This window comes from Paenibacillus sp. FSL E2-0177, assembly GCF_037992975.1.
GTDB lineage: Bacteria > Bacillota > Bacilli > Paenibacillales > Paenibacillaceae > Paenibacillus_AQ > Paenibacillus_AQ odorifer.
Genome location: NZ_CP150307.1, coordinates 3,443,073 through 3,456,719, shown reverse-complemented (window position 1 = coordinate 3,456,719; position 13,647 = coordinate 3,443,073). Strand labels below are relative to the sequence as shown.

Here is a 13,647-nt window from a genome sequence, read left to right as displayed (position 1 = left end):
AGACGCCCAACAGAGAAGCACCAATCAAGTATCCGAGTGTTCGAGTGTTCGTGTGTTCGTGTGTTCGTATGTTCGAGTGTTCGTGTATTCGTGTGTTCGTATGTTCGTGTGTTCGAGTGTTCGTGTATTCGAGTACGCAAATGTTCAAGGAGATACATCATGCTTCTTCCATGTGGAGAACATTCCTCTTAGCCCCACGCAGTGTCCGTTGCTCACTACTTCTCCTTCTTATGTAAATAATCTTCATTTTAGATTCTAGATTAGAATTATTTGCTATAATGTTCTCATGAAAAATAAAACTATCCTAAACAAATTAGCTATCATTCTACTTTTTATAAGCATTCTCTTTGGCCTACGCTGCATTTGGTTGAGTATATTTAAGGTTTCCGACACTGTACCTGTGATTAACAATGGGGTACTGGATTTACGCGGCCAGGATCTGGAGCAGGCTAACTTATTCAGGCTGGATGGTGAATGGAGCTTCTATCCTTCGCAATTCGTTTCATCGAAGACTTCTACTATACCAAAGCTATCCCACTCGCTTCAAGTTCCTGGAAATTGGAGCCATGTTATGGGAAGCGATCAGAATTCTTCTTATGGTTATGGTACGTATCGTCTGCGAATTTTGGTAGACCCGCTTCAGCAACCTGTCTCTTTCTGGATCAAACAAATTTATTCCGCTTCCAGTGTGGAGATTAACGGCACTCCTATTCTCAATAATGGGGTAATAGCTCTTGATGCCGATACATATGTACCCAAAACCACCTCATATACAGCAGCTTATTTTTCAAAAAACACCACAGTGATAGATGTATTTATTCACGTAGCTAACTTTGATCACCCCTATAAGGGCGGTATAAAAGGCCCTATTTTCTTTGGCTCTCAGGAACTCATTGACCGGACATACTTTTACACTGTCGGATTTCAAATGCTTACAGCAATTATCTTACTACTGCATGGGCTTTATGCCTGTATTCTGTACTTATTTAATCCTAAAGAACGTGCTCTGTTTCTTGTAGGGTTAATGACCTTATCTGTAGCTGTAATCCTTTTAGCTCGAAATGACAACTTAGTGCTTTCATTACTGCCGATTAATTATACTTGGTCCTTAAAAATCCGTTTGATCGCCTTCTTATGGCAAAACCTTTTTATTCTGCTTGTTTTCAGGAAATTCACCTCAGGTGCCAAAGTCAACAAGTGGTTACGTGCTTACACATGGTGTCTTTTCCTTTATACCTTGTTTATATTTATTGTCCCTGCTTATTTAGTCAGCACATCCATTCATTTGGGAATCATTCAAGTGTTCCAGTATATTCCCTTCATTTGGTTGCTCTATAGCTTAGGGCGCTTATTGTTCAAAAAGCAAGATGATAAAGATGTTGTTTTTCTGCTGTTATCAGGTGCGGCGATCGTTTCTAATTTGTTATGGAATTTGTGGGATAGTAACGGACACTATTCAATTGTCTATTATCCTTTGGATATTATCGCAGCCATCGTGGGCTTCTCAGCTTATTGGTTTAAAAAGTATTTTCAAAATGCTAAAGAGAACATGGAACTAAATGAGCAGCTGAAAAAAGCAGACAAACTTAAGGACCAGTTTCTCGCTAATACCTCACATGAGCTGCGTACACCGCTTCACGGAATCATGAATATCGCGCAAAATATTGTCACAAAAGAAAAGGACAGACTTTACGAAAGTAGCCGTCAAGATATGGAACTGCTGATTACAATCAGCCGCCGTATGTCTCATATGCTTGGTGATCTACTGGATGTGGTCCGTCTTCAGGAGCATCGTGTTATTTTACAACAGGAACCTATTTCGGTTCAATCGGTAGTTCCCGGTGTGATTAGTATGCTTCAATATATGATTGAAGGTAAGCCAGTACAGCTATCTATGGATATCCCGGAAGCTATGCCGCCAGTTCGTGCGGACGAGAAAAGACTGGTGCAGGTTTTATTAAATCTGGTGCACAACGCGCTCAAATACACCGAAGCAGGACTTGTAACTGTTAAGGCTGAGGAACAGGACGGACAGGTTCTTATCTATGTGACAGATACCGGAGTAGGCATGACTGAAGAGACTATGGCACGGATATTTCTACCCTATGAGCAAGGCCCTCACGGAATAAATGACGGGCGTGGAATTGGGCTGGGATTAAGCATATGCCGGCAGCTGGTAGAACTGCATGGAAGCAGCCTAAGCATTCAATCAGAGCTTGGTAAAGGTTCAACTTTTAGTTTCACACTCTCTCTTGCCGATTCTTACAGCGAACAGATAATAAAACAGACGGAACCTACAGTTTCGTATATGGCAGATGAGATTCATAGACAGATGACTGAGTGGGGAATTTCCGAACATCAGCCAAGTAATCACTCTGAAAAAATTCCGCCGCTTTTTACAGAGATTAAGGTAAATATTCTGGTGGTAGATGATGATCCTGTCAATCTGAATGTACTAAAGGGTATTCTTGAAACCGAACCTTATATCATAACTACCGTGAACTCAGCCCATGAAGCATTAGAATTGTTGGATAAAAGGAACTGGGACTTACTTATTGGCGATGTTATGATGCCACAGATGTCGGGATACGAATTAACACAGAAGGTTCGTACTCGTTACTCCTTATATGAGCTTCCGATTCTACTGCTTACTGCCCGTAGTCAGCCTGAGGATATTTATACTGGATTTTTGTCCGGTGCCAATGATTATGTCACAAAACCTGTAGATGCAGTGGAGCTTAAATACCGTATTCGGGCTTTAACTGCAATGAAGCTATCCTTCAATGAACGGGTGCGGATAGAAGCAGCCTATCTTCAAGCACAGATACAACCGCATTTTTTATTCAATACGTTGAACTCTATTGCCGCACTCAGTGATTTGGATACTAAAAAAATGCAGGAGCTCATTGGTGCGTTTACTTCTTTCTTAAGAATCAGTTTTGACTTTTTAAATATCGGAGAGCTCGTAAACCTCTCCCATGAACTGGAATTGGTAGAATCTTATCTGTATATTGAACAGACTCGATTTGCAGAAAGGATATCTGTTGTCTGGAAGATAGATCCGAATATTGACATCCTAATCCCTCCTCTATCCATCCAACCGTTGGTAGAAAATGCTGTTAAGCACGGTATACTTAAGCGCCAACAGGGTGGGACTGTTGAAATACGTATTATCCGTCTGCACAACGCTGTAAAGATTGAGGTGGAGGATAATGGGCAAGGTATGGATTCCGGGACCCTCTCTTTACTGCTGAAGCCAATGATGGAAGGCAAAGGTGGCATCGGGCTGGCCAACACCCATCGGAGGTTAAGTCAATTATATGGTCAAGGTCTCTCGATCCAGAGTAAGCCTGGAGAAGGCACCTTGGTATCCTTTGTTGTACCAGAGGACAGTGATAATTTTTCAAGCAAAAAAGCCGCTCCATAAGGAGTGGCTTTTTTGTATCGTTATCTATATCCTTTTAGAGTAAGCTTAAAAAATAGTCGGCACCATTCCCCCATCCATGCGAATTGGAGAACCTTTAAATGCAGAGGCATAAGGACTGCATACAAATGCTGCTAGTCTGCCTATTTCAAAAGGTTTAGTAAATCGTTGTATTTCAGATTGAGGAAGATTTGTAGTCATGAATTTTCTTTCTTTTTCTGAAAAAGTCATATCTTCATTGGAGTATATCCCATCAATAATTTGATGCACATTTTCAGAAAGTGTTGGTCCTGGCATGATTGTATTGACTGTAACTTCAGTTCCTATCGTTAACTTAGATAAGCTTTTTGACAATGATAATAACATTGATTTGGTCATTGCATATTGAGGCATTTGGCCTGAAGGCATAATGGCTTCTTCACTAGCAATAAAGAGAATGCGGCCATAATCTTTTTGTAACATTTTAGGTAAATAGAATTTTGTTAATCCATTCGCAGCAAGGACATTAGTACGGAAGTATTTTTCGAATATTTCGTCGTCAACGTCCTCATATTTCATAATTTCATAGATACCCATATTATTAACTAAAATATCTATATTAGGGTATTTTTCGAATAAGGCTTCTCTTTGTTCAATATTCACAATATCCGCTGTAGCATTTTGTGGAGAGGTAGCCGGGAAATTTGACTTTATTTCATTTACAGTTTGTTCTACCTGATCATAATTCCGTCCATTAATTAGTACATTAACTCCTTCTTTAGCAAGTTCAAAGGCGATTGCTTTGCCAATACCTTTTGTTGATCCTGTAATTAAAGCTGTTTTATTATTTAATCCCATATCCATATTACATTTCTCCTTTTATCACGGCGTGCTGAGTAGTTGTCATTTTAAGAACAGTCCTGTGTGCCGGCTAGGATTATATTATCGTACCGGGGTTGTTCAGTAACTAGCGGATTGCGCCAAAGTTCTTGTTTAACACGCCAATGATAAATCTCTGAAATACTGTCTTTATGAAGAGGGTATCGAGTTTAAACCTAAATGTTCAGTGCGCCAATTTGAAGGAGTATCACCTTCCCAAAGACGAAAGGCACGGTAGAACGAGTTCTGGTCTTCATATCCAATCAAGAAAGCCACTTCTTTAATATCAAGCGATGGATCTGCCAGATACTCTCGTGCTTGCTCATGTCTAGCTTGTGTCAGCAATTGCTTGAAGCTTGTGTTTTCTTCAGTAAGCCTGCGTTGCAACGTACGGTCACTCATACTTAATGCCTTCGCAACAGCTTGAATGTCAGGGCGTCCTCCGCTGAAGCTGCGTTTCATGATCCATTTAACCCTCTCGGTTATAGAGCGAGTGCCCTTCTGTTCAGCAAGCGTCCGGTCCAAAACGGGAGTCAGAATCTCCAGCAGCTCTTCGTTGTACGAGATAAAAGGCCGATCCAAATCATTTCGACGCAACGTCAAACGATTATATTGAGCACCTATCTGAATTCGGCAGCCGAAATAAGCTTCAAGAATCTTTACATTTCCTATAGGCTGTGAAAACTCGACAAGCTGTGCTGTCAAAGGTAGACCTGTGCCTCGCCGCCCAAGCTCTAGAAGAAATGCCAAAGTGAGGCCTAGTAGCAGCGGTGGACCAAAATGCCCGGGATGCTGCCATTCCAATTCGATTGTACATAGCTCGCCTTCTTCGGTAAAACGCAAGCTTTCAGGAGGGCACATTTGTTTGTATCGTACCATTCGCTTAAGAGCATCGCGATAGTCCTTAGCATGGTATGTTGCTAAGACCGTAGGCGGATATTGTGTAGTTTCAAAGACGGTTGCAAGCTTAATGATTCCTTCGGCTGGATCCCCAATGAGATCGGAATATGCCTGCCAGACTGCGAAATATTGGGCGGTGGTGACTTCTGACTCTGTGATCTGGCTAAGTGGAAGATTTGCTTTGCTGGCTACATCTTGTGCAGTTATTCCTAATTGACTTAATCCAGCCCAAAATCCTGGTGGGATTTTAATTTGATCAGAGGTATGAGACTTCATACATATGGACCTCCTTTATTAAGAACTCCAGCACGCTTGGGCAAGCAGTTCGAACGAATGTAACCGTTTCTCATAATCTGGAATCATGGTAACGATAATGAATTCATTAACTCCATACAAAAGAGATAACCGTTCCAACTTACCTTTAACACTTTCCGGAGTACCTACCAGCAGCTTGCGTTCCAAGGGCTCCGACTTCGCTTCGGCAGAACCTTCTTGTTGGAATAATGCCGTACCAGATGAGGCCAATCGCTCTGCCTCTTCCTCAGTCTCGGCGCAAATGACGCCAACAGCAACCATGGCCTGCGGTTCAGGAGAAAGTGAAGAAGGAGTAAAGGTTTCACGGTAAGCCTGCAAAACCTCCTCCCCTGCTACATCGCTCATGAACTGGCCGAACACATAACCTGCTCCAAACTCGGCAGCATATGCCGCGCTTTTCTTGTTTGTACCCAGCAGCCATAGCTCTGGAGATACGGGAGGGACCGGACGGGCGGTTATTGAACGTCCTTCATAGGAATAGTTACCCTGCAATAATTCAGTGACGCCTTTAAGCAGTTCTGGCATTTTCCAAACATTTTCGAGAAAATTTCCACTCAGTGCTAAACTTACTTCAGCAGTACCGCCGGGAGCTCTGCCTAATCCAAGGTCGATGCGTCCCGGGTACAAACTGGCCAGCAAATGAAATGCTTCCACCACCTTTAGCGGCTTATAATGTGGCAGCAATAAAGCGCCTGAGCCAAGGCGAATGTGTGCTGTTTTCGCTCCAATATGCGATAAAAGCACCTCCGTAGAGGTACATGCTAATCCCGGCATATCATGATGTTCAGCAACCCAATAACGAGTATATCCCAGTCTTTCTGCTGTCTGAGCCAGCTTCACTGCTTGTCCCAATGCGGTACTAGCATCCACCGTATTAAAAACAGGTACAAGATCTAATACACTAAGCTTAATGGATGTTGTTGTCATGGTTAAGTCCTACTCGAGGGTTTCGGTAAAATTCGATCATATCGATAAAAATAAGCTTGTAATCAACTGCAACCGCGGCCAGATCATACATTCGGCCATGGCCGTCTTCTTTGGAGGCAAAAACAACATCGTGCCGCAGCTTATCCATAATCATTTTGCCGATGAACTGATGCTCGTATTCCGCGTACTTCTTTTTGAAAGCTTCATTAAATTCCCACAGCTCTTGGTAAGACCGCTCTAGCATTGCGTTTACCAAAGTCAGCTCGTTGCCCTCTTTTTGTACAGCCACGTAATAATTTCCGCGCTCATCCTTGATCAAATCCTTATATAACTCAACGTTCAAAGTTAACATCTCCTCTCTGATTACCTAGGACTCAATTTTATAGGCTTGCAGTCAGCACCGTTGGCTCTGTCGTGATTTCTACATTTCCTGCAACGGCTCTGGAAATCATGCAGGAGCCTTCTGCTTTATGGGCAATTCGGATGGTTTTATCGATATCGTCCTGTGACGCATCTTTGGTAAGGGTGATTAGGGGTGAATGTTTGATGGCTTCATATGTAAAAATGTTATTCGTTACATCGACCGTCGCCTCTGAGGTTAACGTCAGCTCTGAAGTCGTAAGCCCTGCCCGCTCCAGCATTGCTGCAAGTGTAATGAGATAACAGGTTGCTGCTGCTCCCAAAAGCATCTCATCCGGATTCGTTCCTACTCCGGGTCCTCCCATTTCCTTCGGAATGGAAATTTGAGTCTTAAGCTGTCCAGCTTCAATAGTTCCGTCACTGTTACGGCCACCGTTCCATACGGCGTTCAATATAAATGGGTGCTTCATTTTTATATATCCTCCCTAGCTTGATATTGCATGATATATTTTTCATCGAATACTTTACATGCTAACATAGAAGAATGTGGTGAACAAACAGGCTCAGGCCTACTATTCATGAAACTTATCTATAAATTAAAATTCAGGAGGTTCTACCATCATGATAAACGACACGGATATCAAACATCTTAAGCGTTGTATTGAACTTGCCCAAATTGCACTCGAAGCTGGGGACGAACCCTTTGGTTCCGTCCTTGTATCAGCAAGTGGCGAAGTGCTGGCGGAAGACCGCAACCATGTAGGTAGCGGTGACCATACTCAGCATCCCGAATTCGCTTTAGCCCGCTGGGCAGCTCAGAATATGACACTGGAAGAACGTAAGCAGGCAACAGTGTATACCTCCGGAGAACATTGCCCTATGTGTGCAGCGGCACACGGTTGGGTTCATTTAGGACGAATTGTATATGCCAGTTCCTCGAAGCAATTATCGGCGTGGTTAAATGATATGGGAATTGCAGCATCACCCGTCCGTAATTTAAGTATTCAAGAGGTTATTCACGATGCGTTCGTAGATGGTCCTGTACCCGATCTTGCAGAACAAGTACGGGAGCTTCATCTACAATTTCACGAGAAAAGACTTCATTAGTATGACGAAACAAAAATAATTGATTTTTCCGTAAAAAAAGAACCTTTGGATAAAGGTTCTTAGGCTGTCGAGAAAGTCTCGACAGCTTTATTTATGCCCAGAAAAGGGTGATTTCACATCCCTTTACCTTTTATTATTCTTAATTACTTCGCTAAAGCGGTCAGGGAAATTTGTATGTACACCATCTACACCCCAAATTACGGCTTTATCCATATTCACTTGATAATTCACAGTATATGGAAACACCTTTAGCCCTGAATTTTTTGCCTGCGCGACATATGCCGCATTTATTTTTTGAAAGTTAGGACTTATGCCTACCGCATAAGTTTTTAATCTATTCACATAGGATTCTGATATTTTATAAACAGGGAAATCATACCATACAATTTGATAAAGAGGGACTGCTGGATTTATGGAATGGAATCTACGTAAACTCGCTTCACTAAATGAATGAATAGCAACATGAGCCGACAGATCATAATTTAAAATTTCTTCGTTTAACAATGCCTCGATGTTCGAATTCGACGTGGGATCTTTAATCTCAATCATATAGTCCACTTCTTTTCCGAACCTTTCAAATACCTCTTTTAGTGTCGGAATACGTAAATCTACATATTTATCTCTAGCGAACATGGGATATTGTTCATTAAACCATGAACCCGCGTCTAATTTTGAGATCTGCTCTAAAGTAAAATCCTTTACATACCCTTTAGCATTCGTGGTACGGTTTACGGTCCCATCGTGAATAACAACAGGAACATGATCTTTTGTTAACTGAATGTCTAACTCGATATAATCGGTCTTCATATCAATGGCTAGCTCGAATGCAGGTATTGTATTCTCAGGAGCATATCCTGAAGCACCACGGTGAGCGATGGTATATACTTTATCCGCAGGCATGATAATTTCCTTTACTTTAATGCGAATCCAGGGGGAATAAGCATACAAAGAGGTGAACAATAAGATTAATAAAAGCACATGTATACCTATAAAGTAGGTTCTGGAATTTTGAATTTTTTGCATTAAGCTGACCTCATCTTTTTAAAAATATAATGTAGAATACTTGGTGTCTTTCGCTCTAACATTCATTCTTGTGTAAAATTATGATTTATATTCCCTTATGTTAATCTCACCTCATCGTATTTGTAAGGTCAAAGTTTGGAGATTTCTATTGTACCAGATTATCTAGAGAAAATATTGTGAGGCAGCATAAATGGGAAGGGATCTGCAAGGTCAAGAAAGCAACATCTAAACTTTGTGGGGTATAAACTATAGTTGCTATATATACAGAGTCCTAAAGTTCTTATACCATTAACTTTGTAAGCGATTAACTTTATAGGAGGAAATGACTTGACAAAGCCAGTGCAACCCAATGAACCTCTCGTAACTCATATTTATACTGCGGACCCTTCTGCTCATGTATTTGAAGGCAAGATTTATATTTATCCCTCTCATGACCTGGATCACGATATGATCTCTAATGACAACGGTGACCAATATAATATGGAGGATTACCATGTTCTGTCTATTGATGGAGATGGCTCCCCTTGTATCGACCACGGTGAAGTGCTTCATGTGAAGGATGTCCCATGGGCTAAACAGCAAATGTGGGCTCCGGATGCAGCATACAAAAACAATACCTACTATTTGTTTTTCCCAGCCCGAGACCATGACGATATTTTCCGAATTGGGGTTGCAACCTCAGCGTCACCTTCGGGACCCTTTACACCTGAACCGAACTACATTCCTGGCAGTTATAGCATTGATCCCGCTGTTTTCGTTGATGATGATGGCAAATCATATATATACTTTGGGGGTCTTTGGGGCGGTCAACTTGAAAAATGGCAAACCGGCTCATTTGTTGCGGATGCAGAGGGACCGGCTGAAACGGCACCTGCTCTAGGACCTATCGTAGCGGAGCTGAGCGAGGACATGCTGAGCTTTGAAGGTGAGCCTAGAGAAATATCCATCGTCGATACGAACGGAAATCCGATTCTTGCTGGAGATGAAGAGAGAAGATATTTTGAAGGTCCTTGGGTTCATAAATATAACGGTTATTATTATCTTTCTTATTCCACGGGTACTACCCATAATATTGTATACGCTATCAGTAAAGATCCGCTTGGGCCTTTTGTATATCAAGGAAAAATACTTACACCCGTCCTGGGCTGGACAACACACCATTCTATTGTTCAGTTTAAAGAGAAATGGTATTTATTTTATCATGATAGTTCTTTATCTGGTGGTGCTGACAACAAGCGTTCTGTAAAATATACGGAGCTGAAATACAACGATGATGGCACCATTCATACCATCCATCCTTAGTTTTTATTGAAATGGAGTGCATGCTGTAGTGCATAGGAGGGGAAATATCATGCCAATAACACAACAAGGTGCTTTTTATACGGGGAAATATCGCAATTTATTTAAGGAGCTCGGCTTTTCTGAAGATGAAATCAACGCTAAACTCGAAGAAACTTGGAGTGATTTGTTTTACGGAGATCCGAACGTACGAATCTACTATCCGCTGGACGAGGATAAAAGCTATATTCTGGATACAGGTAATCTGGATGTTAGGTCTGAAGGAATGTCCTACGGGATGATGATGGCTGTTCAAATGAATAAAAAAGATGAGTTTGATCGTTTATGGAACTTCTCTAAGACGTTTATGCAGCACAAAGAAGGCCGTTATGCCGATTACTTTGCTTGGCACTGCAAGCCTGACGGTACAAGAATTTCTCAAGGACCCGCACCGGACGGGGAAGAGTTTTTCGCCATGGCTTTGTTTTTTGCCTCAAAACGTTGGGGGAACGGTCCGGCACCTTATAATTATTCCGAGCAGGCTCGAATAATATTGCGTGCTTGTGTACATAAAACTGAAACAGGCGCTGGTGACTCAATGTGGGACGCGGAAACGAAACTGATTAAATTCGTACCGGAATCCACCTTCAGTGATCCATCTTACCATCTCCCCCATTTCTATGATTTGTTCGCTTTGTGGGCTGATGCAGGTGACCACATGTTTTGGCGAGAAGCGGCGGAAGCCAGCCGCTCATATCTACACACTACATGTAATCCTATAACTGGTCTCGCTCCCGAATATGCTAATTTTAACGGCACCCCGGCAGAACCCCAGCCTCATGGTGATTTCAGTCATTTTTTCAGTGATGCTTACCGGGTTGCGGCTAATATCGGTTTGGACTGGGCATGGTTCCAAAAGGACAGCTGGCAGGTCGATCAATGTAACCGGATTCAAGCTTTTTTTAGGAATATCGAAGTTTCCAATTACCGGAGGTATACCATTGAGGGACAGGCATTCGACGAACCGGCGCTGCATCCGGTAGGCCTTTTGGCGACCAACGCTATGGCTTCGCTTGCTTCTGATGGCCCGGAGGCAGAGCATTTTGTCCGTTTGTTTTGGGATACACCTTTGCGAACTGGACAACGTCGTTATTATGATAACTGTCTGTACTTCTTTAGTTTACTGGCCCTAAGTGGAAACTATCGCATTTATTGAAGTAAATCGAACAAAACAATAGGACTCCATTCCTCAAAAAGCCGAGGAATGGAGTCCTATTAATCGTAATAAAGCTTTGCTATTATTTAATAACTACATATTCCAAGTTAACAAGTTTTGCGTAAGCAATAATTTGGTCTGTTGTAAGAGTTAATGAAACAACGGTGTGGTGACCGCCACCATTTTCGATCCAAGCTTTAACTCCGTCTTGGAAGTTTGGTTTAACATTCCAAAGCACACGAGCTACTGGAAGGTTTGGAGCTGGAACAGTTGGTTCAAAAGCAGTCACTTCATTAATCAAAAGTTTGTAATGCGTACCGAAGTCAGCCATGGAAACCACTACACCGTCTCCTGCTTTGCCGTCAAATACTAAACGGGCTGGATCGTCTTTACCACCAATACCTAGTGGAGACACGATGATTTTTGGTTTGTTGCTTGCCAAAGTTGGATCTACTTCAAGCATATGGGATTGAAGAATAGATTCTTGTCCAACTGTCAATTCATAAGTGTAATCTTCCATAAAGCCAGTCGATTGGTTATGGCTCATCACTTTAAGCAAGCGGTCGAGAGCTGCAGTCTTCCAGTCTCCTTCTCCAGCAAAACCATATCCTTGTGCCATCAAACGTTGAACAGCAAGTCCTGGAAGTTGTTTCATTCCATGTAAATCTTCGAAGTTTGAGGTGAAGGCATTGTAGCCACCTTGATCAAGGAAACGTTTGATAGCAATTTCATAGCTTGCTTGAACTCTTACGCTAGCTTCCCAAGCTTCTTTGCTGTTAGTGCCATAGTCGAATTCATACAGCTCTGCATATTCAGCAAACAAACCATCGATTTCCTCTTCTTTAACTTCATTAATAACTTGAACCAGGTCACCAATACCAAAGTAGTCAACCGTCCAGCCAAATTGAATTTGGGCTTCAACTTTATCTCCTTCAGTTACACCAACGTTACGCATGTTGTCACCAAAACGAGCAACTTTGATATTGAAGCTTTCGTTATAAGCAACGGCTACGTCCATCCATTCTGCAATTTGCTTTTGAACTTCAGGGCGTTCCCAATAGCCTACAACCACTTTGTTTTGTTTGTTCAAACGGGCGTTAATAAAACCATATTCACGGTCACCATGAGCTGCTTGGTTCAAGTTCATGAAGTCCATATCAATTGTTGCCCATGGAATACTTTCATTATATTGCGTAGCTAGATGAAGCAAAGGTTTTTGCAGCATTTTTGTTCCGCGGATCCACATTTTTGCAGGTGAGAAAGTATGCATCCAAGTGATGACACCGGCAACTTCGTCACGGTAGTTAACTTCTTTCATAATGTTGGTGATTTTATCTGCGCTGACAGCCAAATCCTGCAATACTAGTGGGTAAGGCAAAACTCCGCTTTTATTCAAAGCATCTGTCATCGTTTGTGCGTGCGCTTTAACTTCAGCCAATGCTTCTTCCCCATAAAGATGTTGCGAACCTACGACAAACCAAAATTCTTTTGCTACTGCTGTTGACATATTCATCCTCTTTTCATAATTTTGTGGTTTGATTATTTTTGACCGTAATAAGCGTCTTTCCCATGTTTGCGCAAGTAATGTTTATCTAGAATACGTTGTGGCAATTCTTCCGCAAAATGGTTCAACTCTCTAGCAAATAAATTCATTTTCGATACTTCATCCAACACTACGCTGTTCATTACAGCGGATTTTGCATTTTTCCCCCAAGTAAAGGGTCCGTGGCCTTTAAGCAAAACACCGGGAACCGCCATAATATCTATCCCGCGTTGTTCAAAGGTTTCGATGATTACATTACCTGTTTCCGCTTCGTAACCCCGATCGATTTCCTCTTGCGTCAAGAAACGCGCACAAGGAATGGAGCCATAGAATGTATCAGCGTGCGTAGTTCCCATTACAGGAACGTCAAGTCCTGCTTGTGCCCAGATAGTCGCCCAAGTGGAATGTGTATGCACGATTCCGCCAATTTCGGAGTAATGTTTATAAAGTACTGCGTGAGTAGGTGTATCGGAGGAAGGTCTCATCTCCCCTTCAACCACATTGCCATCCAGATCAACAACTACCATATCGCTGGCTTTCATTGTTTCATAATCTACACCACTAGGTTTGATTACGAATAATCCACTTTCGCGATCAATTGCACTCACATTTCCCCATGTATACTTGATTAGTCCATGTTTCGGCAATTCCAGATTGGCTTGAAAAACCTCTTCTTTAAGTTGTTCTAACATCTTG

12 protein-coding genes are annotated in these 13,647 nt (G+C 42.0%); 4 read left to right on the top strand and 8 right to left on the bottom strand.

The features are described from left to right. The first annotated feature begins 367 nt into the window (after nt 1-367). Entirely contained in the window at nt 368-3,427 is a 3,060-nt protein-coding gene (locus MHI25_RS15530; RefSeq protein WP_340395638.1) for an ATP-binding protein, read from the top strand. Nucleotides 3,428-3,472: 45 nt separating this feature from the next. On the opposite strand, the gene MHI25_RS15525 is transcribed toward MHI25_RS15530, so the two are convergent. The 5 genes from MHI25_RS15525 to MHI25_RS15505 all read right to left on the bottom strand — a co-directional run bounded on the left by MHI25_RS15525 (nt 3,473) and on the right by MHI25_RS15505 (nt 7,254). After that, nucleotides 3,473-4,267 (bottom strand): SDR family NAD(P)-dependent oxidoreductase, encoded by a 795-nt coding sequence (locus MHI25_RS15525; protein ID WP_340395637.1) that lies wholly within the window; start codon nt 4,265-4,267, stop codon nt 3,473-3,475. 165 nt (nt 4,268-4,432) lie between these two features. Next, complete coding sequence (locus tag MHI25_RS15520) at nt 4,433-5,458, bottom strand: helix-turn-helix domain-containing protein (RefSeq protein ID WP_340395636.1); 1,026 nt, start codon at nt 5,456-5,458, stop codon at nt 4,433-4,435. An 18-nt stretch (nt 5,459-5,476) separates the two neighbouring features. Further along, nucleotides 5,477-6,424, bottom strand: a complete 948-nt coding sequence (locus MHI25_RS15515; protein ID WP_076190360.1) for an LLM class flavin-dependent oxidoreductase — start codon at nt 6,422-6,424, stop codon at nt 5,477-5,479. Continuing rightward, nucleotides 6,405-6,767 carry a hypothetical protein gene (locus MHI25_RS15510; RefSeq protein ID WP_076184608.1) on the bottom strand — a complete coding sequence of 121 codons (363 nt, stop codon included), beginning with the start codon at nt 6,765-6,767 and terminating at the stop codon, nt 6,405-6,407. The genes MHI25_RS15515 and MHI25_RS15510 overlap by 20 nt, the downstream gene beginning before the upstream one ends. Nucleotides 6,768-6,804: 37 nt before the next feature. Next, nucleotides 6,805-7,254 (bottom strand): OsmC family protein, encoded by a 450-nt coding sequence (locus tag MHI25_RS15505; RefSeq protein ID WP_038571065.1) that lies wholly within the window; start codon nt 7,252-7,254, stop codon nt 6,805-6,807. 151 nt (nt 7,255-7,405) lie between these two features. On the opposite strand from MHI25_RS15505, the gene MHI25_RS15500 reads away from it, so the two are divergent. Beyond that, on the top strand, nt 7,406-7,891 hold the full coding sequence (locus MHI25_RS15500) for a nucleoside deaminase (RefSeq protein WP_076190361.1): 486 nt from the start codon (nt 7,406-7,408) through the stop codon (nt 7,889-7,891). Nucleotides 7,892-8,014: 123 nt separating this feature from the next. On the opposite strand, the gene MHI25_RS15495 is transcribed toward MHI25_RS15500, so the two are convergent. Then, on the bottom strand, nt 8,015-8,914 hold the full coding sequence (locus MHI25_RS15495) for a glycerophosphodiester phosphodiesterase (RefSeq protein WP_339174297.1): 900 nt from the start codon (nt 8,912-8,914) through the stop codon (nt 8,015-8,017). Between the two features lie 327 nt (nt 8,915-9,241). Between MHI25_RS15495 and MHI25_RS15490 the strand changes: the two genes are divergently transcribed. After that, nucleotides 9,242-10,216, top strand: a complete 975-nt coding sequence (locus tag MHI25_RS15490; RefSeq protein WP_340395635.1) for a glycoside hydrolase family 43 protein — start codon at nt 9,242-9,244, stop codon at nt 10,214-10,216. Between the two features lie 49 nt (nt 10,217-10,265). Then, nucleotides 10,266-11,408, top strand: a complete 1,143-nt coding sequence (locus MHI25_RS15485; RefSeq protein ID WP_076190363.1) for a glycosyl hydrolase family 8 — start codon at nt 10,266-10,268, stop codon at nt 11,406-11,408. An 82-nt stretch (nt 11,409-11,490) separates the two neighbouring features. On the opposite strand, the gene araA is transcribed toward MHI25_RS15485, so the two are convergent. Together araA and MHI25_RS15475 are read right to left on the bottom strand one after the other, a co-directional pair. Continuing rightward, entirely contained in the window at nt 11,491-12,915 is a 1,425-nt protein-coding gene (gene araA / locus MHI25_RS15480) for an L-arabinose isomerase (RefSeq protein WP_038571054.1), read from the bottom strand. Between the two features lie 32 nt (nt 12,916-12,947). After that, nucleotides 12,948-13,643: an L-ribulose-5-phosphate 4-epimerase gene (locus MHI25_RS15475; RefSeq protein ID WP_036677359.1), complete on the bottom strand. Its 696-nt coding sequence runs from the start codon at nt 13,641-13,643 to the stop codon at nt 12,948-12,950. Nucleotides 13,644-13,647 lie beyond the last annotated feature (4 nt).

Coding starts and splice junctions, on each gene's coding strand:
- MHI25_RS15500 (WP_076190361.1), top strand. CDS start 7,406: ATGATAAACGACACGGATATCAAACATCTTAAGCGTTGTATTGAACTT.
- MHI25_RS15520 (WP_340395636.1), bottom strand. CDS start 5,458: ATGAAGTCTCATACCTCTGATCAAATTAAAATCCCACCAGGATTTTGG.
- MHI25_RS15485 (WP_076190363.1), top strand. CDS start 10,266: ATGCCAATAACACAACAAGGTGCTTTTTATACGGGGAAATATCGCAAT.
- MHI25_RS15495 (WP_339174297.1), bottom strand. CDS start 8,914: ATGCAAAAAATTCAAAATTCCAGAACCTACTTTATAGGTATACATGTG.
- MHI25_RS15505 (WP_038571065.1), bottom strand. CDS start 7,254: ATGAAGCACCCATTTATATTGAACGCCGTATGGAACGGTGGCCGTAAC.
- MHI25_RS15475 (WP_036677359.1), bottom strand. CDS start 13,643: ATGTTAGAACAACTTAAAGAAGAGGTTTTTCAAGCCAATCTGGAATTG.
- MHI25_RS15515 (WP_076190360.1), bottom strand. CDS start 6,424: ATGACAACAACATCCATTAAGCTTAGTGTATTAGATCTTGTACCTGTT.
- araA (WP_038571054.1), bottom strand. CDS start 12,915: ATGTCAACAGCAGTAGCAAAAGAATTTTGGTTTGTCGTAGGTTCGCAA.
- MHI25_RS15525 (WP_340395637.1), bottom strand. CDS start 4,267: ATGGATATGGGATTAAATAATAAAACAGCTTTAATTACAGGATCAACA.